Genomic DNA, 23,894 nt, shown 5'->3' with positions numbered 1-23,894 from the left:
CTATCGTCAATCACGACATCGCTGGGGGAAGGGATTTCGGTCATGTTCGAATGGCTTGGTATCGGCCACCTCGTCGAGCTTTCCGGGACGGAAGCCGTCTGGGGGTACTTGACCCCGCTGGCGGCATTCATCGGGTTCTTCGTGTTACAGCTCGTGGTGCCGGGACGCCGCGTCCCCGGCTACGTCATCGATCCCGAGACCGGCGAGCCTCGAAACTACCGGCTGAACGGTCTCCTGGTCTTCATAGTCGTGGTGATCCTGTGGTACTTCGAACTGACCGGGATGCCCCAGGACTGGTTCTACCGGTCCACCCTCTATGCCGTGGCCGGCGGAACGGTGGTGACGCTGATCCTCTCCATCATCGCGGTGTACAGCCAGCCACCGGGTGAGGTGAAGAACCCGTTACTGGCCTTGTGGATCGGACGGGCCCAAGAGTTGTCCTTCTTCAACCAGCGCATCGACATCAAGATGTACTTCTATGTGGTGGGCGGGGCGATGTTGGTGCTCAACGGCTGGTCCGCGGTGGCTTACCACTACGACCGCTTCGGCGAGGACGCCAACCCCGGTGTTGTTCTGTACACCGCGTTCTTCACATGGTATATCGTGGATTACTTCATATTCGAGCGCGTCCAGTTGTATACATACGATCTTATCCATGAGCGGATGGGATTCAAGATGTTCTGGGGCGGGCTCCTGATCTACGGTTGGATGTTCACCATCCCGCTGTGGGGGATGGCCGTCCACCCGGACCCCGGATTCTCCGGACCGGGCAGGTATGTCTGGCTGATCGGGGCGTCGGTGAGCTTCCTCTTCGGGTGGGGCATGTCCCGCGGCGCCGCCATGCAGAAGTACACCTTCAAGCGCTGGCCCGACCGCAAGTTCCTCGGCCTCATCGAGCCCGAGTACATCGAGGCCGGGGACCGCAAGCTCCTGGTCAGCGGTTTCTGGGGCCTGTCCCGCCACATGAACTACGGGGGTGAGGGGTTCATCTCGCTGGGGATGGCCCTGGCGTTCGGCCACTTCACCAACCTGTGGGCCTGGACCTACTTCATCTTCGTGGTCATCATGTTCACCACTCGTGAACGCTACGACAACAAGTTCTGTGAGGAGAAGTACGGCCCCGAGAAGTGGGCCGAGTACAAGGCAAGGGTGAAGTACCGGATCTACCCCTGGATCTACTGAGAACCCGTCGCACCCTCAGGTAGCGGGCTCGACCACCTCGAACGACAGCAACTCAGACGCCACTCCGACCGGCCGGCTGTCGGAGCCCGCGTCTGGCCCCTGGTGGCCCCGCTGGAACCCCCTGCTGCTGACCCACCGCTGGAAGTCCTCCTCCGACCTCCACCTCGTATACACGAAGTAGCGGGTCTCGCCGTCCACCGGCCTCAGCAGCTCGAATCCTTCGAAGCCCTCCACGCCGTCCACCTCACGAGCCCGCGCCGCGAACCGCGCCTCCAGCTCCGCACCTCTTCCGTCCGGCACGGTGATCGCGTTGATCTTGACAACACTCACAGCCAATCCTCCAGGTTGTCATAGGGCTTCTATATTACTTTATCTCCATATACCCTAACCATCGTACGCTATAGTTGAAGAGCACGAGAGGGGATGGGGATGCCCGCTGCCAACGAAGGATACGCAGATGCCAAGGCCGCAGAGGCCATCGCCACCGCTGAAGCGAACGTAGAGAAGGCCATCAATCGTCTCATCCGATGGTTTATCGTGGTTGCCATCTCCACGATGGGTTTCGGCGCATCCATGGCAGCTCTCTTCCTAGCCGACTAACCCGGATATCCCTCAGGGCCAGCCCACCCGTCGGGTAATCGGTCGACTACAGCCATGGTTGGGAGGGTTCCGGTTTGGGGCGTAGGGGTGAGAACCGGGGGCTCGTGGAAACGGTGCAGGTAGACGGCTACTTCCGCCCGAGTGACGATCTGGTCGGGTTGGAACGGATCAGGTGGTGACCACCAGACGATCCCGTGGCCGGCCGCCCCGTCCGCTATATCGCGAAACGGCGGCGCCCGGAAATCAACTCCATCTCGGGATAGAGGTCCTTCCGGCGGTTCCCCAGGCGCCGCCTTCAGGACCTCGGCAAGCCGATGCAGGAAGGTCACGGCCTCCGCACGGGTGATGTGGCCCGCCGGACCGGGGGAGAACCAGCTTCGCTACCCCCGCGAAGACGAGCAGCAACGAACCGGCCGCGAAGAGCGCCATGGCGATGTCTACAGCGGTCATGCAACACCAAGGCCGCCCCCGGGAGGCGGGGTCCGGCGCATGCCGTGGATGGGGTGATAAACCCGATCCGGGCACTGCGACATGGCAGACTTGATGCGCAAGTTTGCTCTGAACGAGGTCGCTGTGAGCGGAGCATGGATGGATCTGCGGCGCCGGGGACCGGACCCGCTGGTAGCCGCGGCGCTCTCCGCGATCTGGCCCGGCCTGGGCCATTTCGGCCACCGAACCCGTCGTGCCCTGCTGTTCGCCAACGGGACCCTGATGGCCTACGTCTTCGCGCTCGGCTACGTGGTGGCGCGCGGCACGAGGACCCTGCTCCTCTGGACCGTGAACGTCTCCTCGCTCCGGATCGTGATGGTGGGGAGCCTGCTCCTACTCGCCTTTCGCTCCGCGGTTGCGGTGGACGCGTACAGAACTGCGGACCGCCGCTACTGGCGGTGGCGCCACAAGCCGCGGCGGCGGGTCGGGACAGCGATCACGCTCACCCTGGTGGCCGCGCTCATCGCCGCTCCCCACGTGGTGGTCATCCGACTCGCCTCGGTGCAGCTGGCCCTGCTGTCGGACGTGTTCGTCGCCACCAACACGCTGACCGCGGCTCCCACCCCGCTTCCCACCACCTCCCCCACGACCTCGCTGCCGGAGGCCGGCGAGGCCGACCCATCGGGACCCATCGTGCCGCTCACACAGGCGACGACCCCGGCCCCTACCACATCCACCACGGCCCGGGCCCCGGCCCCGGCCGCGCAACCACAACTGACATGGGACGGCGCGGACCGCCTCACCATTGCTCTGCTGGGAAGCGACGCCGGGTTCGACCGGGTCGGGGTGAGAACCGACACGATCATCGTGGTCTCGATCGATGTGGCCACCGGCGATGCGGCGGCGTTCAGCGTGCCGCGCAACTGGCGTCACGTCACCTTCCCGGACGGAACCGCTGCCGCGGAGCTATGGCCGGACGGGTATCCGGAGATCGTCAACGAGATCTACGGCCTCGGGCTGAGACAGCCCGAAGCCTTCCCCCAGGTCGATGATCCGGCGGGACACGCCATCAAGTCCGCGCTCGCCCAGCTGACCGGCCTGCCCATCCAGTACTACGTGCTGCTCGACATGGTGGGTTTCGTCAAGGTCATCGACCTGTTCGGCGGCATCGACCTGTACGTGAGCGAGACGATCGACGAGCGGATCAAGCCCATCGTGGCGGACGGCCCGCCCGTCCTCATCGCCACCGAACCCGGATACCACCATTTCGACGGCCTCACCGCCCTCGGCTACGTGCGGGCCCGGACCGGCACCACGGACTGGCACCGGATGACCCGCCAACGATGCGTGGTAGGAGCCCTGCTCGACCAGGTGCCACGCATGGAACTGGTGTACCGGTATGCGGACCTCACCGACATCATCGCCGGCCATGTCAGCACCGACATCCCGATCGATCGTCTCAGCGACCTGATGGGCCTCGCGGACCGCCTCGACACGTCGAGGATCGTCACCGTCAACTTCATCCCGCCCGAGTTCCAGCCCGGCGATGCTCCCATCGCCCAGGTCCGGGCCGCCGTCGCCCAGGCACTCGAAGGCCGCGCCAACACGTCGAACGCGCTCCTCGCCAATAGCTGCCGGACGACCCAGTAAGCCCCACCGCCCGACCCGTCCCCCTGCTACCCGGAGCCTTCTGCCTCCACGCCGCGATCGGCTCCCACAACAACCGCCACATGCTCAGCCGGGAAGTGAACAGCATCCTCTCGGGTCTCACCATCGATTTGGGGACGGACGAGCGTTCGCGCACCGATCACAGCGGCCGAGGCCGGACCGCTTCGACGCAAATGGTGCTGGAGGCGCGTAGCAGCGAACATGATGTCGTGAGCGTCGTGAGCTCGAGAAGCACCGCCGAATTGACCCCGTCGGAAGGCACCCGGATCAGGAACCTCCTCGACGAGGCGTTCGAGGGCAGATTCACGGATGCGCTCTGGCGCCAGGCACTCGGGGGAGTGCACTTCTTCGTCGAGGAAGACGGCGTCCCGATCTCTCATGCTTCGGTCGTTCCTCGCCTCCTTGCCGTTCGAGACCGTGAGATCAACACCGGGTACGTCGAGGCGGTCGGGACACTGCATCGCGATCGGCACAAGGGCCTGGCCAGGAGCGTTCTCGCGGCGGCCCGGCGCCACATCGCGGACTCGTACGAGCTCGGAGCCCTGCACTCTGTGCTGCCCACCTTCTACGAGCACCTGGGTTGGGAACGCTGGCGCGGTCCCACCTTCGTGCGGACGAGTTCGGGTCTGATGCGGACTGAGTCGGACGACGGGTGCATCCACATCTGGCGCGTCGCGGTCACGGCCGATCTGGACCTCGATGTCAATGATCCGATCAGTTGCGAGTGGCGTCCCGGCTTCGTCTGGTAGCGGAGTCCGGGGTGTTGCCGGGGCTAGGGTTCGAGCGATGGATAGTCGACCTGCGTCGCAGTCACCTCGTTTCGGAGTCGTCGTGCCTTCCAGCGGGGCCCTCGCCCGACCGGAGTCCATGGTCGCCATTGCCCGTAGGGCGGACGAGGTCGGGTTCGATTCGATCTGGGCGATCGACCACATCGTCATCCCGGCCTCAGGCGTCTACGTATTCGGCGAAGACGTCTACGAGCAGTTGGTGGTGCTCGCCCATCTGGCCGCGGTCACCCAGCGTGTCCGGCTGGGGACGACTGTCATGGTGGTGCCCTACCGCAACCCCATCGTCACGGCCAAGATGCTCGCCACTATCGATGCGTTGTCGGGCGGGCGGCTGATCCTCGGAGTGGGATCAGGGTGGCTCGAGGAGGAGTTCGACGCGCTCGGCGTCGACTACCCATCCCGCGGTCCCGTAACGGACGAGGCGCTGGACACCTTCGTCAGCCTATGGACGCGCCGCGACGAAGGCCGTTCAGCAAGATTCGGGAATATCCGCTTCGCCCCGACACCGGTCCAGGATCCCCATCCACCCATCCTCATCGGCGGCAACAGCCGTCGCGCCATCCGGCGGGCGGTGGAATTGGGACAGGGCTGGCACCCCACGACGGTTCTGGGCAAGGCTGAGCTCTTCTCCCTCGTCGACCACTTGCGGGCGAGTTGGGAGGCAGCGGGACGCCGCGGGAAACCTGAGATTGCGCTGGGGATCCCCGTTCTCGTCACGGAGTCGCCGCCGGATCCCGAGGAGACTTGGCTGGGAGCACGGATGGTGGCGGGATGGCCCGAGCAGATCGTCGCCGAACTCCGGGGGCTCGCCGAGTTCGTGACGCACTTCGTCATCCACGTGGTGGCTCACACCCGCGAGGAGTTGATCGCCCAACTCGACCTGATAGCCCGGGACGTCCTTCCAGGTGCCCGACTACGCTCGTAAACCGGCGCGTTGCCAGGAGGGAGAGCATTGATGGCTCGGGATTTCGTTCGTGCCTTCAACGAGAACATAGGGGTCAACACATCGGGTCGGCTCCAGGTCGAGGACGTGGACGCCACCGAACTCGCCGACAGGTTCGGAACCCCCCTCTACGTCATCTCGGAGGACCAGATCTACGCCAACGTCAAGAAGTGGCACGATGCGTTCGCGTCGCGGTATCCCCGGTCCGAGATCCTCTTCGCCACTAAGGCCAACAACAACCTGACCGTAAGGCGCATCTTCACCCTGGCCGGAGCAGGAGGGGACGCGTTCGGTCCGGGTGAGCTGTACCTGACGCTGCTCGCTGGTACCGATCCCGATCGCGTCGTTCTCAACGGATTCAACAAGCAGGACCGGGAGATCCGGATGGCCATCGAGGCCGGCGCCGCCATCCATCTCGATGCCCCGGACGAACTCGATGACATTATCCGGGCGGCTCGCGACCTGGGGATGAGAGCCCGCATCGGGATGCGGACGAGGTTGCTCTTGCACGACCTCGACGACATGGAGGCGGACTGGCCGCCCGGGATAAAGATCGGGCCGGGGGTTCGCGAGATCAACAAGTTCGGGATCGCCCTCGATGATCTCGAGACGGTGTGCCGCCACGCCCTCCGGGAACCCGAGGTCGAGCTCGTCGGGTTCCATCACCACGTCGGTCGCTGGGCGCCCGACCTGCGAGTTCACGAGGCGGTCGTGAAGGACCAGATGGAGGCCGCCGGAGCACTCAAGGACCGGTTCGGATGGGTGCCCGAATACTTCGACTTCGGCGGCGGGTTCGCGTGGGGAAGGCCGGAGGGTCACGGACCGATGGGATTCGACCGCGGCTCTCCGACCGCAGATGAGTTCGCCGAGGTGATGACCGCGCACTTCCGCGACGGACTCGACGCCCACGGCCTCGGCGAGCCCCGGCTGATGGTCGAGCCCGGACGCGGGATCTCGTCCGACATAGGCATCCTCCTGTCCCGTGTCGGCATGAGAAAGTCGTTCTCCGACGTGGGCCAGACCTGGATCGGGCTCGATGCGAGCGAGAACCACCTGCTCAACATCCTGTCGGGCGGCTTTTACTATCACCCGGTCGTGACGGATCGGGTCAACGAGACGCCCACCGAGACGGTCAACCTGGGGGATCCGCTGTGCTGGTTCGGGAACCTGGCCCTCAACGTCCAGCTTCCCCATGTGGAGCGTGGCGACGTCGTGGCGTTCCTGGACACCGGCGCCTACTGCGAGAGCAAGAGCCTGCAGTTCAACTCGATGCCCCGTCCGGGAACCGTGCTGGTCTCGGGCTCGAAGACCGAGCTCATTACCGAGCCGGAGGTGCTCCAGGACGTCACGAGGCGGTTCCGCCTGCCTGCCCGGCTGATGCCCGTGCCGGCCTCGCCCGCCTAGCTGAGCACGACCTGACAACCGCACCCACGCCAGAAAGAGAGAATCCATGCCCACCAATGGCCCCCGCTCCGAGTTGGTTCTCCACTGGCCCGGTAGTCCGCCGTCCTTCAACCCGTTCTCCAACCTGTCGATGCCGAGCTGGTTCCCCATCTGGTTCATCTTCGACCAGCTCGTCAACCTCGACGGAGAAGCTCGGGTCGGTCCCCAGCTCGCCGAGAGCTGGGATGTTTCGGACGACGGGCGCCGATATACCTTTCACCTTCGCCGTGATGTGACCTGGCACGACGGCGCACCCTTCAGCGCGGAGGACGTCGCCTTCACGTACACGATGCTCGTCGATCCCAGATCGACGAGCAGATACCAGTCCCTGGCGCTTCCGATCAAGGGCGCCGAGGCGTACGCCGCGGGAGACGCGGCGACGGTCGAGGGCATAAGCGTGGTCGACGAGTACACGGTCGTTATGGAGCTCGCCGAGCCGCACTTCGGTTTCCTCGCGACCATGGCCTTCCCGATCGTCCCGAAGCACATCCTTGAGAACGTCGCCACGGGCGAACGGGTCGAGGACACGGACTGGTCCCTCCGCTCACCCGTCGGGACCGGACCCTTCCGGATCTCCTCGTACGAGCCCGGGGGCGACGCCGTCTTCGTAGCCAACGAGGCCTATTGGGGCGGGAACCCGAATCTGGACGGGCTGCGGCTTCGCAGGCTCGACGACGAGGCCGCTCTTGTGGCGTTCGCTGCCGGGGACATCGACGTCATGTTCATCGACGCACTCGATGCCGACCGGGTGAGAGAGCGTCCGGGTGCCAGGGTCGAGGCGTTCCGGACATGCGAATGGCGGACGATCATCTTCAACCACAGCCATCCGGCGCTGGGCGACCGGAGGGTGCGCGAAGCGGTCGTCCGTGCCATCGACCGCCAGGCCATCGTCCGCGACGTGTACAAGGGAATGGGCGAGGTGATCGGCTCGCCGCTCATCATGCCCGAGTGGGCCGTGAACCACCGGCTCGACTCGCAATACCCGTACGACCCCGACGGCGCCAGGGCGCTGCTTGCCGAAGCGGGGTTCGCCGATGGTTTCAGGGTCGATCTGGTCACGGGCCCGGGTGCCATCCCGGCTCGTCACAATGCTCCGTTCCTGGGAGAGGTCCAGCGTTACCTCGCGGACATCGGCATAGACCTCGTCCTCAACATCAAGCCGATCGTGGAGTACGTAGGGGACTACGAGAATTCCCGCTTCGACGTGTACACCTGCTGCGGTGCTTCCGGTCCCGATCCCGACTTCACCGCCATCTACTTCCACTCGTCGTCGATGCCGCCGAAGGGATCCAACGGCGCCCGCTATGTCAGCGCGGAAGCCGACGAGCTGCTGCTGCGCGGCCGGGCGGCCGCCGATCCCGAGGAACGAGCCGCCGTGTATCACCGCTACGCCGAGGTGCTGACCCACGACCTGCCGTGGGCGGCGCTGTGGCACGAGAACAGGATCCTGGCACTGGACGAAAGCGTCGGCGGAGACTTCACCGAGCTGGGCATGTCGTGGCTGCCCGGGACGATTCCGGGATCGTGGCAATGGACTAAGAACCGGGCCGGCTGAGCAAGTCAATCCCGTGCCCGGAAACGGTCGAGGCACTTCACCTTTGTCCGTGACGCGCCGCCACCGGGCACGGGTCGGGGGGTGGTCGGGTGAGGACTCCGTGCGGCTGCGGCTGAACTGCCCCGTTTGCCGAGGAGCGTTACTTGAGCCCAGCCCCATGGGGCCAGCCGTGGTCTAGAGGTGCCAAGACAACACAAGAGTAGTTATATTGGCGTACGTTACGGTCAGGCTAGAGCGAACCTGAGCGAGTTGAAGCCGCGCAGGACGAAACGTGCCGGCCGCACCGGTTGCTCGACCAGTTCCAGGTCAGGGCACCGGGTTGCAAGCCGGGCGAGTGCCACCTCCACCTCTAGGCGGGCCAGGGGCGCGCCCAGGCAATGATGGATTCCCCCGCCGAAGCTGACGTGGGTCGGGTCGCCCCTTCCGATACGGAAGGAGTTCGGGCTGTCGAAGTGCCGAGGGTCGCGGTTGGCGCATCCGAGAAGAACGGTCACCTGTTCGTACTGATTGATCGTCTGCCCGCCGACCTCGTAGTTGTCGGCAACCACCCATCGGTCGAAGGTCTGGATGGGAGCGTCCCAGCGAAACAGTTCCTCGGCGGCGGTCGCCGGGGCGACTTCGCCGCCGGTGAGGAGCCTCCACTGGTCCGGATGCTGTATCAGGGCCAGGATCCCGTTGGCGAGCGTGTTCACGGAGGCTTCGTGGCCGGCGTTCAGCAGGGTGATGATCATCGACACGATCTGGGTGTCGGTCAGCGTTCCGTCCTCGGTCCTGGCGAAGCACAGGGCGGTGATCATGTCGTCGCGGGGCCGAGCACGCCGGCGGTCCATCAGCTCCCTGCAGTACTCGGCGAACTCCACGGAGGCCGTCACCGCGGCGCGGGTGTCCGCGTCGGTGATGTTGTACTCGTACATCCGGGTGATCCGGCTCGACCAGTCGAGCATCCGGCACCAATCCTCGGTCGGGGCACCCAGCAACTCGGCGATCACCTGGACGGACAGGGGTGCCGCGTAGTCGTTGACCAGATCGAAGCGGCCTCGCTCGACGACCGGGTCGAGCAGGCGGTCGGCAAGTTCGCCGATGCGCGGTCGCAGGCCGGCTAGCCGCCGCATCGTGAAGGCGGTTGAGACCAGGCGGCGGATCTTGGTGTGGTTGGGTGGTTCCAACCACACCAGAGCCCAATGTTCCACGTCGTAGTAGGGCTCGAGCCCGTCGCGGAGCGGGGGGAGTCCCCAGGCCTCCCGGTCCACGGTGGGCTGGTCGATCCGACCGAGTCGGCGGTCGCGCAACGCCCGACGGACATCGTCGTGGCGGGTCAGGAACCAGATCGGTCGCTCACCGGCGCGGCCCGGACCGCGGAAGACGGGTGTCTCCTCGCGGATCCGGTCGAACGCCGGATAGGGGTCGCGCAGGAACTCGGGATCGTAGGCGTCGAGGACGAACGTCATTGACGAACCGTAACAAACGCGTTCCTACGACGGGGTGAAGGCTTGGCGGGGAAGGCGGCTCAGTCGACGAGTGGCCAGGAGGCATAGGTGGAAGCGCCTACGCGCGTTTCGAACTCGGCCGCCGCCTCGTCGATCCTGCGGTAGGCCTCCTCGCTGTCGAAGCGGGTAAAGGCGCCTCGGTCGAGGACGGCCTCCCCGTCGACGAAGACCGTGTCCACGGTGCTGGACGCCCGGAAGTAGACGAGATTGTCCACAGGATCACGGAACCGAGGGTGTGCCTCCGGTCTGTCCAGCCGGTGCACCACCAGGTCGGCGCGCTTGCCCACCTCGATCGATCCGATCTCGTCCTCGAGACCCAGCGCCCTGGCGCCATGGAGCGTGGCCATCTCAAGGACGGTCTCGCCGGTGAGGACCGGCAGTTCGCCCCGGAATTCACGGAACCCCACCGCTGCAAGGTAGGCCTGGCGCAGCACGTCCCGGCGCCCGCTGTAGCCATCGGAGCCGAGAGCCACCGGCACTCCCTTGGCCAGCATCTCCGGGAACGCGCCGACCCGGATGGCGCCCATGCCCCGTCTGAGAGATGCGGCCGGGCAGTGCACCACCCGGGTACCGGAGTGGGCGACCAGGTCCACCTCCCGCTCTGACAGATGGTTCATGTGCACCAGGGTCAGGTTCTCGTCCAGCACGCCGATGTCCGCCAGGTGCTCGATGGGGCGGCATCCGTACAAGGCCTCGGAGATGGTCACTTCCTCGGGGTCCCACGATTGGTGCATGATCATCGGGGCTCCGTGCTGGCGGGCCAGGGCCTGGGCCTGGACCAGCAACTCGTCGGAGCACCGCATGCAGCCGTACATGGTGGCTGCGCCACGCACCCGGCCGCCGTTGCGGAACGGGTAGCGGGTCATCTGTTCCTCTAGCCGTTGCACGCACTCCCGCGTCGGAGTGCGCAGTGTCTCAGCCTCCTCGTCGGACATCGCCCCCGCGGAAGTGTCGCGACCGGGTACCTGCGGCCTGAAGTCGAGCATCGCGTATCCCGGCAATCCCCTCATCCCGACCATCTCGATCGCCCGTACCGTTTCCTCCAGGAAGAACGAGCCGCCGGTGTCGCTGTAGGCCGTGGTGCCGTTGGTCACCATCTCCATGCACGAGAGCAGGGCGCCCAGATGGTCGGTCTCGGGACTGCGGCAACTGAACAGCCAGTCGTCCACCGCCCCGTAGTCGGCGTGGTCCTTGGGCGCCATGCCACGGCTGAGTTCAGAGCTGCCGGCATGGACGTGCGCGTCGACCAAGCCCGGATGCACCAGTGCTCCCCCGAGGTCGCGGATGGCTGCGGCAGTCGTCATCGGAGCAACTTCACGATCGGGCCCCACCCTCGCTATTCGCCCGTCGTGGATGACGATCGCTCCGTCGACCAGGATCCGCCGGTATGGATCCATGGTGATGACACGACCATGGCGGAGAAGCAGGTCAACCGTTCCGTCATTGCTATTCCCGCGATTCAAGTGTCCACCTCCAGGATCCCGGCCCGCGGCTCCGCTCTCAGGCCTGCCACGTGCTCATCGGCCCGTTAGAGTTCCACTCGGCTCGCGATGGCCGACTGGAGGGTTCGATGAACGATGCCGGAACGGTCATGACGGTACTTGGGCCGGTGCCGGCGAACGAACTCGGGTTCACCCTTCCCCACGAGCATATCTACTGCACCCTGCGCCATGCCGACTACCGCTACGACGTGGCCGATCAGTTCGTGGACGAGGAGGTGATGGCGGACGAGGTCGGGGCCTTCGCCGACCTGGGGGGCGAGACCATCTTCGACCTGAGCGTTCCCGACAACGGCCGGTCCCCGGAGCGGTTGCGAACGTTGTCGGAGCGGACAGGTGTGCACTTCGTCATGGGCTGCGGCTGGTATCGCGGCAACTACTACCTGCCCGAGGAACGGATCGACCGGCGGCCGGCCGGTGACCTCGCGGACGAACTGATCCGGGAGATAACCGACGGGGTGGGCGACACGGGGATCCGCCCCGGCGTGATCGGTGAGATCGGGTCCGAGAAGGACTGGGTGTCACCCGCCGAGGAAAGGGTGTTGCGGGCCGCCGCCCGGGCCCACAAGGCCACCGGTCTGGCCATCGGCGCGCTCCACGCCATCGGACCGGTCGCCCCCGAGCAGCTCACCATCCTCGAGGAGGAGGACGTGGACCTGACCCGGGTGGCGGTCGCCCACTGCGACGCCTACCCGCACCTCCGTTACCTGCTCGGACTCATGGAGAGGGGTGTGTACATCATGTTCGACAACTGTGGCCAGTTCAGGGGACTGGGTCAGTTCGAGAACCGGATCCTCGCCCTGATCGTGGAACTCGTGGACCGCGGCCTGGAGGACCGGCTGATGTTGTCCCACGACGTCTGCAAGCTCGGACAGTTGCGGATACACGGTGGCACCGGGTTTACCTACCTGTTCGAGACGTTCCTGCCGGCCCTCTCGGCCAAGGGCATACCGGACGAGACGATCAGGACCATCACCCATGACAACCCCCGGCGCTGGTTGACAGGGGTATGAGCGCCGGCGAGCGCCTCCTGGGCTGGTATCAAGGCGTAGTCGACGAGTACCGCCGGCTCACGCCCCGGTCGGCGGCCCTGTTCGTCCGGGGCGGAGGGGTCCTCCCCGGCGGCGATACCCGCTACTCGATCACCACCCGCCCGCATCCTCCCTACTTCGACCGCGGGGAGGGTCCCCACATATGGGACGTCGACGGGAATCGCCGCCTCGACCTGAACAACAACTCCACAGCGCTGGTCCACGGCCACGCCCATCCGGAGATCGTGGCGGCGGTCCGCTCCCAGGCCGGGTCGGGGACCGCCTGGGGTGGGCACAACCCGTCCGAACTCGACTGGGCCGACATCATCTGCGAACGGGTACCTTCGATCGAACGGGTGCGCTTCGCCAACTCGGGAACCGAGGCCAACATGCACATGCTCAAGGTGGCCCGGGCATTCACCGGCCGCGACCTCGTCCTAAAGCTCGACGGCGCGTACCACGGAACCTACGACGCTTTCGAGTTCGCATCCGGGCAGGACGGCCACGCCGCGGCGAGTACGGGGGGAGTTCCCGCCAACCTGGCGGAGAATGTTGTCCTCGGCGCCTGGGGGGATACGGACGGTGTGGCCGCTCTTGTACGCGAGCACGCCGATCAACTGGCTGCGGTGATCCTCACCCCCTTCCGCTCGGCGGGCGGGTTCGCCCATCCTCCCGAGGGTTTCCTGGAGACGTTGCGGGCGGTGACGGCGGACGAGGGGGTGCTCCTCCTGTTCGACGAAGTCATCTCCCTCCGCCTCGCGATGGGGGGCGCACAGGATCGCTACGGGGTTGTGCCCGACATGACCGCCCTCGGGAAGCTGATCGGGGGCGGCCTCCCCGTGGGCGCCTTCGGTGGGAGGGCCGACATCATGGCCGTGACCGATCCTCTCGGTGACATGAAGGTGGCGCTGGCAGGCACGTTCAACGCCAACCCGATGACCGCCGCGGCGGGCGTCGCCGGCCTACGGCTGCTGACACCGGAGGTCTGCGAACGGATCGACCACCTCGGCCGTGTGCTACGCGAGGGTCTGTCCACAGCCGTGGCCGAACGCGGGCTTCCGCTCCGGGTCGAGGGCGGCGGTTCCCTGCTGAGCCTGGCGTGCGATCCGGATGTGACCCGGCCGGACGTGCTACTGACCGGCCTAGCCCTGGCTTTCGGCAACCGGGGCGTCTTCGGCTTCCCGTTCCTGTCCACCTCCTCGGTGATGGAAGAGAGGCACGTCGACGACGTCTTGGAGACCGGAGAAGAGGTCTTCGCCAAAGTCGCACCGGCACTCTAGGTCCCTGGTCCTTCCCCACGAGTTGAGTTGCGCGTGGAGCGCGGACAGGGGCCATCCTCTTGCCCTCATTGCCGTTGCGTCAGTGTCAGGAGCCAATCGTCAGCAGCCTTCGCCGAGCGCAGGTGGACCAGGCTCAGATGGGCATGGTCCGGATGGGCCAGGGCCGATGGTATCGACCGGCGCCGCCGCCAGTGGGTCTGTAATGCCCACAGGAATAACGACTGGCGGCTGAGAAAGTGCCGCCATATCTGTTCCCTATTGCCGTGCCACAGCTCTTCCCGAAGGACTCCACGACGCATCGTCCTCCAGAACAACCTCCACAGGACCACGCGTATCGGGTAGTCCAGCCATATCAACGTCGTTGCCTTGGGCCAAACGACATCCCGTGCGAGGCTGTAGTTTCCGTCTCCGACCCACCTGTCGCCCCGCAACTGCTGCCGTAAACGTTCTCTGAACACGTCGTCGGGTGTCTCTGTCCAATCCGGCCCATGGCGAATGGCGTCGAACTCGATGTGTTCCATGTCGAGCGCTTGAGCAATCTTCTTTGCCATCGTTGTCTTGCCCGCGCCGGTCGTACCGACCAGGACAAGGCGGTCGTTGGTCCGTGGACGGCCTCCAGCGTCGGGGCCCTGCGAGTCAACCATGTCTCTGGACTGCGGATGTGCTGCCTGTGAGACGCGGCTGTGCCCATTCGATGCGGACTCGCGGCATAGCTAGGCCAACCGGTTAGCAGTGCCTGCGGGCGATCTGACCGCGGCGGGCACGGGTGGGACCTTTTGGGTCTACCGCGACCGTACCGCCGACGATTACCCAGTCGATCCCGGAGGGTGAGAGCTCGGGTTGGTCGTAGGTCGCCCGGTCGATCACCCGGTCTGGGTCGAAGGCGACCAGGTCGGCTCGCTGTCCCGGTGCGATCTCGCCTCGGTCGTCCAGCCCGACCCGCCGTGCGGCCCGGAACGAGAGCCGGGCAATGGCTTCACGTACTGTGACGACGCGATCCCTGATGGCGTAACCGCCCAGGAACCGGGGTGCGGTGCCCCACAGCCTCGGGTGGGGTGTGGCGGCGAAGACGGCGTCACTGCCCACCAGCATGGCCGGGTGCCGGGCGATGGCCTTGACGGTGGACTCTTCGGCGTAATGGAGGATGACCAGCGCGCTCATCCCGGTTTCCAGCAAGAGGTCGATTACCACCCGTTCGGGATCGACCCCTCGGGCGGAGGCGATCTCGGTCAGCGTGCGCCCCATTGCATCCCCGGGACCGTCGGGCCCGCAGTCGATCACGACGATTCCCTCCGGGCCACACTGGTAGTAGAAGCTCTCCGGGCCCGCGGCCGGGTCTCCGAGCGCCTGGAGCAGACGGTCCACCGTCGGGCGGTCCCGCAAACGAGCTGCCATCTGCTTGACGCCCCCGTCATGTGCCCACGGGGGTAGCAGGGCGGACAGCAGGGTCACACCGGCACCGTAGGGATACTGGTCGAAGGTGACGTCGACCCCGTCCACGGGCGCTCTGTCGATCATTTCGAGCAGCGGCTCCAGCTTCCAGGCGTTGCGGTGCCCCAACACCTTCAGGTGGGAGAGGTGAAGGGGCGCCCCACTCCGGCGTGAGACGTCGATCATCTCCTCGACCGCCTCCAGCAGGTTATGGCTCTCGCCCCGCATGTGGACAGAGATCAGCCCGCCGAACCGGCCCGCCTCGGTGGCGACGGCCACGACCTCGTCTCGGTCCGCATACGCGCCCGGCGTGTACACCAGGCCGAAGGAGATCCCCCACGCACCCGCCTCCATGCCCTGCGCGACCTGGCGGCGCATGGCGCGCAATTCGTCACCGCCGGGTGGCCGCCGGCCTCCCCCCAGCACGGCGTCGCGCACCGCACCATGAGGGACGAACGGGCACAGGGTTATGGCGGGACGCGTTCCGTCCAGGGCCTCCATGTACTCGCTGATGGATCGCCAGGGCCACTCGCCAGGGCCTCGACCTTCGGACAGAGCCAGCTGGGTCATCCGGTCGGCCAGACCCTCGTCCGTTACGGGCGCCGGGCCCATCCCGTCAGGGTTGATGAGTTCCGTCGTGAAGCCCTGGAGAAGCTTGGGGGTGAGGATCGGATCCTCGAACGAGCGCAGCGCGCTGTGGGCATGCATGTCCACGAACCCGGGAGCCAGCGACAGCCCATCGAGGTCGATGGTGCAAGCCGCCTCAGGCTGCAGACCGGCGCCCACCGCTACTATGACGCCGTTGTCGATTGCGACATCTCCCGGCAGTGGCTCGGCGTCGCCGGGGTAGATCGTCGCATTCCGCAGGAGAAGGTCGACCACGCGCCGAGCCTACTCCGGGGAGAAGTTAGCGATGACCGGCGCCGAGGCACTGATCGAGTCGCTCCGGGTCAACGGTGTCCGGCACGTCTTCGGCATCCCGAGCACCCACACTCTCGAGATCTACCGTGCCCTGGGCCGGGCGCGGGACATCGAGCACATCACCACCACCCACGAGCAGGGGGCAGCCTTCATGGCGGATGGCTACGCCCGGGTGACCGGCCGCCCGGGGGTGTGCATCGTGACCACCGGGCCGGGCGTCACCAATGCGGCAACCGCCATCGCCGAGGCCTACTCCGACTCCGTTCCGGTGCTCTGCATCACCGCCCACATCCCCAGTGAGGACATCGGGCGCGGCCGGGGCCACTCGCACGAACTCCGCTCCCAGGAGAGCGTCCTGGAGGGCATCACCGACCGGTCCCGGCTCGTGCTCTCCCCTGACGAAGTGGCGCAGGCGGTGCACTACGCGTTCCTGCGGTTCAGGACCGAGCGGCCCCGGCCGGTGTGCCTGGCCATTCCCGTGGACGTGCAGGAGGCGGCGACCTCGGCACCCATTCCGTCCGCACCCGCCGAGGATCCGCCCGCTCCGGATGGGGACGCGGTCTTGAGAGCCTCCCGACTCCTCGGTTCGGCCGCGGCGCCGGCCGTCGTGGCGGGGGGCGGCGCGCAGGGGGCGGTCGAGGGGGTGTTGGCGATGGCCGAGCACCTTGACGCGCCCGTCGTGACCACGCTCAACGGGAAGGGGGTGGTCCCGAGTGGCCATCCTCTGGAGGCTTCGCTGGTTGTCTACCGCTCGGTGGCGCGTTTCCTAGAAGGGTGTGACGTGGTGCTGGCCGTGGGCACGGAGCTGAGCCCGGCGGACCTCTGGTTGGGCCCGTTGCAGCTGGACGGGAAGCTGGTACAGGTCGACATCGACCAGGAGCAGATCGGACGCAACCACCCGGTGGACGCGGCGGTGGTCGGAGAGGCCGGGACGGCGTTGGCCATGGTGCTCGACTGCGTGGCGGGTTCGAGGCCCCGGGCGGGTGCTTCCCGTGCGGCCCAGGTGCGCGAGGCGGCCGAGAAGGAGGCGCTGGTCATGGGCCGGCCCTACCTTCCCTGGATCCGTGCGCTGCGGGCGGCCATGCCTGAGGAGTCCTCCCTCGCCCTCGATGTGGCGATGGTGGCCGGATTCGGCGCCTTCCCCTTCTACGGCCTCCCTGGCCCGCGGACATGGATGAACCCGTCCGGTCTGGCCACTCTGGGATACGCGCTGCCCGCCGCGATCGGCGCCAAGATCGCCCGGCCCGACAGGGCGGTGGCGGCACTCGTGGGGGACGGCGGGTTCATGTTCACCATGTCGGAGCTGATGGTGGCCGCCCAGCACGGGCTCGCGCTTCCCGTGGTCATCTGGAACGACCGGGCCTTCGGGGAGATAAGCCGCCTGATGCGGGAACGAGGGTTCGAGCCGTTCGGTACCGACCTGCTTGTCCCCGACCTGGCAACCCTGGCCACCGCCTACGGTGCATCGTGGACGCGCGTGACCGAGCCCGCGGATCTGGCGGATGCGGTGGAGGTCGCCCTGGCAGCCGATGGTCCGACCCTGGTCGAGGTGCCTGCATGGTCCTGACCGGGCGGTACCGGTCGCTCTTCCCGATCACCGAGACCCGCGCCTACCTCTTCGCCGGGGGTCTTGCGCCCGCTGCGATCCCGGTCAAGGCGGCCCTCGACCGGTGGTCCGATCGATGGATGTCAGATCCGGCGTATCACCGCGCACGTTACTTCGACGAGTGGGAGCAGCTCAGGACCCGGCTGGCGACCGTGGTGGGCGCTGATCCCGGCGAGATAGCCATCGTCGACAATACCTCTCGGGGGTCCAACCTGGCGGTCCAGATGATCCAACCGCCTGCCGGCGCCAACATCGTCACCGACCCGACCTCCCACCCGAGCGCCGTCTGGCCCTGGCTGCTGCCCGACCGCCGCCCGGTCGAGGTCCGATCGGTTGCTGATGGACCACCCTCCACCTGGATGGCGGGGATCGAGAGCCTCGTGGACGAGAACACCATCGCGGTGCTCGTCTCCCACGTGGACCCCCGCACCGGCTTCCGCCACGACCTCCGGAGGCTGGCCGAGTTGGCCCGCGGTTGTGCCGGCTACCTCATCGTCGACGCCGCCCAGTCGGCGGGCGCCGTCCCCATCGATGCCGAGGCTGCCGGTGTCGACTTTATGAGCGGCACGCTGATGAAGTGGTTACTCGGTCCGCCCGGGTTGGGATACCTCTACGCGCGCCGAGAGCACATCGAGTCTCTGGCGCCGCCCCACGTCGGCTACGTGGGGGCCTACCGGGGCGGCGGGCCGGACGTGCCCGGGAACCTCTCGTACCGGCCCGGCGCGGTGCGCCACGAGATCGGTCTGGCGGACCTGCCGGGCATCGCGGCAGCGCGCAGAGGTTTGGACATCATCCTCGAGGCGGGCATAACGGACATCGAACGGCATGTCGTGGAACTGACCGGGCAGATGATCGACGGGTTGGCCGAACGGGGGATCCGGGTGCTGACCCCGGCGAACCCGAACGAGCGTGGCGGGGTGGTGGCCTTCCACTTCGACGGCGCGGTGCAGTTGTGCCGCCACCTGCGGAGGCTGGGCGTGGATGTGTGGGGATACCCCGAGGACGACCGGGTCCGGGCCGATCCCCACCTCTACAACACCCCCGGCGACGTGGACCGTCTTCTTCAGGGAATCGACGCGTACAGGCGGGCTGGTGCTTCTGCCCGGGTACCGAGGAGGTAGAGGATGGACTTGGACGGGCGGGTGGCGCTGGTGACCGGCGGAGGCACCGGTCTCGGTCGAGCAACTGCCCTCGCACTGGTGGGGGCGGGCGCGTCGGTGGCCGTAAACTACTCCAGGTCGCGCCTGGAGGCGGAAAGAGTGGTCCGGCGGATCAGGGACCGCGGAGGGACCGCGCTGGCGGTCCAGGCCGACATCACCGACGGTTCGGCGGTTTCCTCGATGGTGGCGTCGGTCGAGGAGGAGCTAGGACCGGTGAGCATCCTCGTCAACAATGCGGGCACCACCCGCTACGTTCCGTTTCCCGACCTGGGGGCGGTCACCGCGGAGGAGTGGCGGCGGATCATGGACGTCAACGTCACGGGTGCGTTCCTGTGTTCCCGGGCGGTGGCGCCCGGGATGCAATCCAGGGGTGCGGGCAAGATCATCAACGTAGCCTCCAATTCCGCTCTCACCAGCACGGGTAGCTCCATCCCCTACGTGGTGTCGAAGGCCGCGCTGGTGTCGCTCACCCGCTGCCTGGCCAGGGCGCTGGCACCCACGGTGCAGGTCAATGCCATCGCGCCGGGTTGGATGCTCACCGAGTGGATCGATCGCCACGTGCCTGCCGACCGGGCCAGGGAGATCCGGGCGGGAGCGGTGCCTCTGGTGCCGGTGGAGGACGTGGTCCGGTCTCTCATCGGGCTGGTGTCCAACGACTCGATCACGGGTGAGGTCGCGGTGGTGGATCGCGGGGATATGCTCGGCTAGATGATCAATCCCTAGTCGGGTGGTTGGTGATAGGAGGAGGAACCCCTCGAACCGGTGAGAGCCACCAGTGTCTCCCTACGTTCGGGGGAGTCCTCCACCGCCTCCGGGAAGTGGCACGCCACCACGCCGGAAGCTCCGCGGTCCTGTACCTCCGCCAGAGGGGGGGCTTCGGTGGTGCAGACGTCCGGGTTTCCCAGATTTCGCCGGAGCCAGCATCGGGTGTTGAAGCGACAGCCTGTCGGCGGATCGGCCGGGCTGGGTACATCACCCTCCAACACGATGCGTTGCCGGGTCGCTTCGGCCTCGGTGTCGGGAATGGGCGCCGACGACAGCAGCGCCACCGTGTACGGGTGGAGCGGTCGCCGGTACAGGTCCTCTGTGGGTCGCAGCTCGACGATCTTTCCCAGGTACATGACCGCCACCCGGTCGGTCACCTGCCGTACGAGGGCGAGATCGTGCGCGATGACCAGATAGGTCAGGTGGAATTCCTGCTGGAGGTCGCTGAGCAGGTTGAGGATCTGGGCGCGGATACTGACGTCGAGAGCGCTGACGGGCTCGTCGGCGATGATCAGGTCCGGTCGAAGGGCCATGGCCCGGGCGATGGCGATTCGCTGACGCTGGCCTCCGCTGAACGCATGCGGGTAGCGGCCCGCCGCGTCAGGTGGTAACCCGACGGTGTCGAGCAGCTCGCCAACCCTCTCCCGGCGCTCCGATGCGGTCCCCTGGCGATGGATGACGAGCGGCTCGGCGATTATCCGCGCCACCGTACGCTTCGGGTTGAGGCTGGAGAACGGATCCTGAAACACCGGCTGCATCCGGCGTCGCATCAGCCGGAGTTCTCTACGCGAGACGGTTGACAGGTCGACGCCGTCGAAGAGGATGCGTCCCTCCGTCGGGTCCAGGAGTTTGAGGACGGCTCGGGCGGTGGTTGTCTTGCCGCATCCCGACTCACCCACGAGACCCAGGGTCTCTCCGCGCTGGACCGTGAACGTAATCCCGTCCACCGCCTTGATGGAGCCGCCGGTCTTGGTAGACGATCCCCGCCCGGCCGGAAACCAGACCCGCAGGTCCTGGACCTCGACCAAGACCGGGCTCACAACCTGCTCGGTGCTCATCGGGCTGGTCCGGGTTCGTCTCCCGCCGGATCCGGGGGGTTCCAGCAGGCGGTCAGGTGGGGGCTCGCCGGTCCGGGAACCTGCTCTCCGTCCTCCTCACGGATCGACGCCATGTCCCAGCCCCGGGCGGCGGCGCGCCGGGCGGTAGGGATGGTCATCAACGGCGGGTCCTCATCGGCGCATCGATCGATTCTGGAAGGGCACCTGGGAGCGAAGGGGCATCCCCTGACAAGTTGGGTCGGGTCGGGAGGCTGGCCCTCGATCGTCACGAGCCGTTCTTGGCGGACATCGATCCGGGGTAGGGATCTGTGAAGCGCGACCGTATAGGGATGGGACGCTCTCGTGAACACGTCCTCGGTGGAGGAGGACTCGACTATGCGCCCCGCGTACATCACCATCACCCGTTGCGTGACGCCGGCCACCACACCCAGATCGTGGGTGATGAGCAGCATCGTGGTCTCGTGCTCGGAGGTCAGTTCCTGGAGCAACTCCAAGATCTGGGCCTGTACGGTGACGTCGAGGGCGGTGGTCGGCTCGTCCGCGATCAAGAGTGCGGGCCGGGGCGCCACCGCCATGGCTATGACGGCGCGCTGCCGCATGCCTCCGGAGAACTGGTGGGGATGGTCGGAGATGCGCTCCTCCGCGTTGGGCACACCCACGGTTCCCAGCAGCCGGGCCGCCGCCCGCCGCGCCGCCCTTGCCCCGAGTCCCTTGTGCTTGCGAAGTACCTCGGTGAGCTGCGTGCCGATGGTGAGTACCGGGTTCAGCGAACTGAAGGGATCCTGGTAGACGATCCCTACCTGGTCACCCCGGACGCCCCGCAGCTCGCGCTCGGTGAGCCGCATCAGGTCGGTACGTTCCAGCGTCACCCTTCCGGACACGTCTGCGTAATCGGGCAGCAACCGAACCAGCGCCAGGGCGCTGGCGCTCTTGCCCGATCCGCTCTCGCCCACCAGACCCACCTGCTCCCCCACCGCCAGGTCATACGAGACCCCGCGGACTGCCCGAACCAAGGACTTTGCCCGGAAAGTCACGTTCAGATCCCTCACCGACAGCAGAGTCCGGTCCGGCTCGGGCATCTCAACCGCGCCGGTGCCGGGTTCAGTGACCGGGGACTTCATATACCGACCGGGTGACGATGCCCCCGGCGAAGTTGATGGCCGATACGAAGAGCAGCAGGGCGAGGCCGGGGCTGATGATGAACCACCAGTGGGTGGGATACTGGAGGGCCTCCCGGATCATGTAACCCCACTCGGGGGTCGGCGGCGTGACGCCGAGGCCCAGGAAGCCGAGCGTGGAGCCGGCCAGGATGGCGTAGCCGATGTCGAGGACGAAGATCGTCTTCATCACCCCGAAGCTATTGGGCAGGACCGTCCACAGCAGGTTCCGCATCGGCCCCGCTCCCAGTGCCCTGGAGGCGGTTACGAACTCGCGTTCCTTCACCACGATGACCTGGCCCCGGATCAGCCGGGCATAGACCGGCCACCACGCTGCCGCGATCGCGATGATGACGTTGCGGATGGTGGGTCCCAGCGCCGCGGAGATGAGCAGGGCCAGCATGATGGAGGGGAACGACAGGAAGATGTCGACGATCCGCATCATCACCGCGTCGACCATCCCACCGGCATATCCGGACACTGCGCCGTAGAGCACCCCTACGGCGCCCGCCGTCAGGAGGACGAAGACGCCGATCACCACCGACACCCGGCCCCCGTAGAGGATACGTGACCACAGGTCGCGGCCCAGGTTGTCGGTGCCCAGCCAGTGATCGGCACTCGAGCCGGCCAGGGCCGACGGCAGATCCTGGGCGAAAGGATCGGGGGCGATAAGCGGTGCCGCGGCGATAGCCGTCACCATCACCACGATCACCCCCACGCCGTAGAACTCGAGGAAGGTGCGGGGCCGCAGGGACTCCATGGTCGTGGCGAAGCGGGTGGGCGCTACCGCCTCTTCCAGGCGGCGGAGCCGGCCTGCGGTCACGACCGCATCCCGTCGCGCACCCGTGGGTCGGCCACCGTGTACAGCAGGTCTACCGTCAGGTTGGCCAGCACGTAGGCCAGGCTGATCACCAGCACCACCCCCGAGAGGGCGTTGAGATCCAGGCGGGTGGCCGCCGTGAAGGCGTACTGGCCGAGTCCGGGCCAGCCCACCACGCGTTCGACCACGATGATCCCGGTGAGCAGCGAACCGAAGGCGAGCCCCGACAGGGTGATCACGGGGATGACCGCGTTGCGAAAAGCATGGCGGTAGAGGACCAGCCGCCGGCGCAGTCCCTTGCCGCGGGCGGTGCGAACGTAGTCCGACTCCAGGGCGTCGACCATCTCCGAACGGACCACCCGGGCGAAGTAGAAGCCGATCACCAGACCCAACACCAGGGCGGGGAACGCCAGGTGGTGCAGGGTGTCGAACAGGGCGTCCCATCGGCCGGCCAGTATGGAGTCGACGGTGACCATCCCGGTCACCTCCGGCGGTGGGCGCGTGAAGATGTCCAGCTGGCCCGGCCCGGCAGCCCACCCCAGCCGCCCGTAGAAGACCATGAACCCGACGATGGCAAGCCAGAACACCGGCACCGAGATCGCCAGTGTGGAGACCACCTTGAAGAGCGCGTCCCAAACTCCTCCCCGGCGCGCCGCCGCGAACACGCCGAGCGGGATGCCGAACACGAGAGCGACCACCAGAGCTGCCACCACCAGCTCGATGGTCGGGGGTAGCACGTTGGCGAGGTCGGTGCTGACCGCACGCGCCGAGTGGCTCGACTCGCCCATGTCGCCCTGCAGCAGGTTGGTCAGGTAGATCCAGTAGCGCTCCGGGATCGGCTTGTCCCATCCCCAGCGAGCGCTGAGGGCGTCGATGATGGCCTGTTCCGCCGCGTCGGATTGGGCGGCGCCCCGACCTCCCAGGTAGGCGGCAACCGGGTCGATGGGGATCAGTTGGGACACAAAGAAGGTGATGCAGGTCATGCCCAGCAGCACGAACGGCGCCAAGGCCAGGCGCCGCAGTACGAACCAGCGCATGTCAACTCCTCCGGGTCATGGCTTCAGCCGTACG

General features: G+C 66.8%; 21 protein-coding genes. 12 read left to right on the top strand and 9 right to left on the bottom strand.

Annotated features, from left to right (window positions below; all coding sequences use genetic code 11):
* Positions 1–42: 42 nt before the first annotated feature.
* Positions 43–1,182: a DUF1295 domain-containing protein gene (locus OXK16_02280; GenBank protein ID MDE0374775.1), complete on the top strand. Its 1,140-nt coding sequence runs from the start codon at positions 43–45 to the stop codon at positions 1,180–1,182.
* Between the two features lie 15 nt (positions 1,183–1,197).
* On the opposite strand, the gene OXK16_02275 is transcribed toward OXK16_02280, so the two are convergent.
* Positions 1,198–1,512 carry an antibiotic biosynthesis monooxygenase gene (locus OXK16_02275; GenBank protein ID MDE0374774.1) on the bottom strand — a complete coding sequence of 105 codons (315 nt, stop codon included), beginning with the start codon at positions 1,510–1,512 and terminating at the stop codon, positions 1,198–1,200.
* Positions 1,513–1,611: 99 nt separating this feature from the next.
* On the opposite strand from OXK16_02275, the gene OXK16_02270 reads away from it, so the two are divergent.
* From OXK16_02270 to OXK16_02245, 6 genes are all read left to right on the top strand, one after another.
* On the top strand, positions 1,612–1,782 hold the full coding sequence (locus OXK16_02270; GenBank protein ID MDE0374773.1) for a hypothetical protein: 171 nt from the start codon (positions 1,612–1,614) through the stop codon (positions 1,780–1,782).
* A 543-nt stretch (positions 1,783–2,325) separates the two neighbouring features.
* Positions 2,326–3,861: an LCP family protein gene (locus tag OXK16_02265; GenBank protein ID MDE0374772.1), complete on the top strand. Its 1,536-nt coding sequence runs from the start codon at positions 2,326–2,328 to the stop codon at positions 3,859–3,861.
* Between the two features lie 80 nt (positions 3,862–3,941).
* Positions 3,942–4,628, top strand: a complete 687-nt coding sequence (locus tag OXK16_02260; protein MDE0374771.1) for a GNAT family N-acetyltransferase — start codon at positions 3,942–3,944, stop codon at positions 4,626–4,628.
* Between the two features lie 82 nt (positions 4,629–4,710).
* A complete protein-coding gene (locus OXK16_02255; protein MDE0374770.1) occupies positions 4,711–5,592 on the top strand; it encodes a TIGR03619 family F420-dependent LLM class oxidoreductase in 882 nt (293 codons plus the stop codon).
* Between the two features lie 30 nt (positions 5,593–5,622).
* The gene (locus OXK16_02250; protein MDE0374769.1) at positions 5,623–7,014 is read left to right on the top strand and encodes a hypothetical protein; all 1,392 of its coding nucleotides are present in this window, start codon (positions 5,623–5,625) and stop codon (positions 7,012–7,014) included.
* A gap of 46 nt (positions 7,015–7,060) precedes the next feature.
* Positions 7,061–8,608, top strand: coding sequence for an ABC transporter substrate-binding protein (locus tag OXK16_02245; GenBank protein MDE0374768.1), 1,548 nt, complete (start codon positions 7,061–7,063; stop codon positions 8,606–8,608).
* Positions 8,609–8,832: 224 nt separating this feature from the next.
* Here OXK16_02245 and OXK16_02240 read toward each other — a convergent pair whose 3' ends face one another.
* Positions 8,833–10,056: a cytochrome P450 gene (locus tag OXK16_02240; GenBank protein MDE0374767.1), complete on the bottom strand. Its 1,224-nt coding sequence runs from the start codon at positions 10,054–10,056 to the stop codon at positions 8,833–8,835.
* Positions 10,057–10,115: 59 nt separating this feature from the next.
* A complete protein-coding gene (locus OXK16_02235) occupies positions 10,116–11,558 on the bottom strand; it encodes an amidohydrolase family protein (protein ID MDE0374766.1) in 1,443 nt (480 codons plus the stop codon).
* 107 nt (positions 11,559–11,665) lie between these two features.
* On the opposite strand from OXK16_02235, the gene OXK16_02230 reads away from it, so the two are divergent.
* Both OXK16_02230 and OXK16_02225 read left to right on the top strand, forming a co-directional pair.
* Complete coding sequence (locus OXK16_02230) at positions 11,666–12,607, top strand: hypothetical protein (protein MDE0374765.1); 942 nt, start codon at positions 11,666–11,668, stop codon at positions 12,605–12,607.
* Positions 12,604–13,905: an aminotransferase class III-fold pyridoxal phosphate-dependent enzyme gene (locus OXK16_02225; protein MDE0374764.1), complete on the top strand. Its 1,302-nt coding sequence runs from the start codon at positions 12,604–12,606 to the stop codon at positions 13,903–13,905. Before OXK16_02230 ends, OXK16_02225 begins: the two co-directional genes overlap by 4 nt.
* 65 nt (positions 13,906–13,970) lie before the next feature.
* Here the strand turns inward: OXK16_02225 and OXK16_02220 are convergent, their stop codons facing one another.
* Positions 13,971–14,456 (bottom strand): adenylate kinase, encoded by a 486-nt coding sequence (locus OXK16_02220; protein MDE0374763.1) that lies wholly within the window; start codon positions 14,454–14,456, stop codon positions 13,971–13,973.
* A gap of 175 nt (positions 14,457–14,631) precedes the next feature.
* Positions 14,632–16,218: a D-aminoacylase gene (locus tag OXK16_02215; protein ID MDE0374762.1), complete on the bottom strand. Its 1,587-nt coding sequence runs from the start codon at positions 16,216–16,218 to the stop codon at positions 14,632–14,634.
* A gap of 31 nt (positions 16,219–16,249) precedes the next feature.
* Here OXK16_02215 and OXK16_02210 point away from each other — a divergent pair, with 31 nt between their 5' ends.
* Genes OXK16_02210 through OXK16_02200 form a run of 3 tightly spaced genes read left to right on the top strand, consistent with a single transcriptional unit; the run spans position 16,250 to position 19,731 of the window.
* On the top strand, positions 16,250–17,824 hold the full coding sequence (locus OXK16_02210; protein MDE0374761.1) for a thiamine pyrophosphate-binding protein: 1,575 nt from the start codon (positions 16,250–16,252) through the stop codon (positions 17,822–17,824).
* On the top strand, positions 17,815–18,984 hold the full coding sequence (locus OXK16_02205) for an aminotransferase class V-fold PLP-dependent enzyme (protein ID MDE0374760.1): 1,170 nt from the start codon (positions 17,815–17,817) through the stop codon (positions 18,982–18,984). Before OXK16_02210 ends, OXK16_02205 begins: the two co-directional genes overlap by 10 nt.
* 3 nt (positions 18,985–18,987) lie before the next feature.
* Positions 18,988–19,731, top strand: coding sequence for an SDR family NAD(P)-dependent oxidoreductase (locus tag OXK16_02200; protein ID MDE0374759.1), 744 nt, complete (start codon positions 18,988–18,990; stop codon positions 19,729–19,731).
* Positions 19,732–19,742: 11 nt separating this feature from the next.
* Here OXK16_02200 and OXK16_02195 read toward each other — a convergent pair whose 3' ends face one another.
* Genes OXK16_02195 through OXK16_02180 form a run of 4 tightly spaced genes read right to left on the bottom strand, consistent with a single transcriptional unit; the run spans position 19,743 to position 23,860 of the window.
* Positions 19,743–20,846 carry an ATP-binding cassette domain-containing protein gene (locus OXK16_02195; protein ID MDE0374758.1) on the bottom strand — a complete coding sequence of 368 codons (1,104 nt, stop codon included), beginning with the start codon at positions 20,844–20,846 and terminating at the stop codon, positions 19,743–19,745.
* Positions 20,843–21,925, bottom strand: a complete 1,083-nt coding sequence (locus OXK16_02190; protein MDE0374757.1) for an ABC transporter ATP-binding protein — start codon at positions 21,923–21,925, stop codon at positions 20,843–20,845. Before OXK16_02190 ends, OXK16_02195 begins: the two co-directional genes overlap by 4 nt.
* A 22-nt stretch (positions 21,926–21,947) precedes the next feature.
* Positions 21,948–22,826 carry an ABC transporter permease gene (locus OXK16_02185; protein MDE0374756.1) on the bottom strand — a complete coding sequence of 293 codons (879 nt, stop codon included), beginning with the start codon at positions 22,824–22,826 and terminating at the stop codon, positions 21,948–21,950.
* Positions 22,823–23,860: an ABC transporter permease gene (locus tag OXK16_02180; GenBank protein ID MDE0374755.1), complete on the bottom strand. Its 1,038-nt coding sequence runs from the start codon at positions 23,858–23,860 to the stop codon at positions 22,823–22,825. Before OXK16_02180 ends, OXK16_02185 begins: the two co-directional genes overlap by 4 nt.
* Positions 23,861–23,894 lie beyond the last annotated feature (34 nt).

Source organism: bacterium (assembly GCA_028821235.1).
GTDB lineage: Bacteria > Actinomycetota > Acidimicrobiia > Spongiisociales > Spongiisociaceae > Spongiisocius.
The sequence above is the reverse complement of the archived record's forward strand: the minus strand, read 5'-3'. Positions and strand labels throughout refer to the sequence as shown.

Coding starts and splice junctions, on each gene's coding strand:
- OXK16_02280 (MDE0374775.1), top strand. CDS start 43: ATGTTCGAATGGCTTGGTATCGGCCACCTCGTCGAGCTTTCCGGGACG.
- OXK16_02270 (MDE0374773.1), top strand. CDS start 1,612: ATGCCCGCTGCCAACGAAGGATACGCAGATGCCAAGGCCGCAGAGGCC.
- OXK16_02265 (MDE0374772.1), top strand. CDS start 2,326: ATGCGCAAGTTTGCTCTGAACGAGGTCGCTGTGAGCGGAGCATGGATG.
- OXK16_02260 (MDE0374771.1), top strand. CDS start 3,942: ATGCTCAGCCGGGAAGTGAACAGCATCCTCTCGGGTCTCACCATCGAT.
- OXK16_02250 (MDE0374769.1), top strand. CDS start 5,623: ATGGCTCGGGATTTCGTTCGTGCCTTCAACGAGAACATAGGGGTCAAC.
- OXK16_02245 (MDE0374768.1), top strand. CDS start 7,061: ATGCCCACCAATGGCCCCCGCTCCGAGTTGGTTCTCCACTGGCCCGGT.
- OXK16_02240 (MDE0374767.1), bottom strand. CDS start 10,056: ATGACGTTCGTCCTCGACGCCTACGATCCCGAGTTCCTGCGCGACCCC.
- OXK16_02230 (MDE0374765.1), top strand. CDS start 11,666: ATGAACGATGCCGGAACGGTCATGACGGTACTTGGGCCGGTGCCGGCG.
- OXK16_02225 (MDE0374764.1), top strand. CDS start 12,604: ATGAGCGCCGGCGAGCGCCTCCTGGGCTGGTATCAAGGCGTAGTCGAC.
- OXK16_02220 (MDE0374763.1), bottom strand. CDS start 14,456: ATGGCAAAGAAGATTGCTCAAGCGCTCGACATGGAACACATCGAGTTC.
- OXK16_02210 (MDE0374761.1), top strand. CDS start 16,250: ATGACCGGCGCCGAGGCACTGATCGAGTCGCTCCGGGTCAACGGTGTC.
- OXK16_02205 (MDE0374760.1), top strand. CDS start 17,815: ATGGTCCTGACCGGGCGGTACCGGTCGCTCTTCCCGATCACCGAGACC.
- OXK16_02200 (MDE0374759.1), top strand. CDS start 18,988: ATGGACTTGGACGGGCGGGTGGCGCTGGTGACCGGCGGAGGCACCGGT.
- OXK16_02195 (MDE0374758.1), bottom strand. CDS start 20,846: ATGAGCACCGAGCAGGTTGTGAGCCCGGTCTTGGTCGAGGTCCAGGAC.
- OXK16_02190 (MDE0374757.1), bottom strand. CDS start 21,925: ATGCCCGAGCCGGACCGGACTCTGCTGTCGGTGAGGGATCTGAACGTG.
- OXK16_02180 (MDE0374755.1), bottom strand. CDS start 23,860: ATGCGCTGGTTCGTACTGCGGCGCCTGGCCTTGGCGCCGTTCGTGCTG.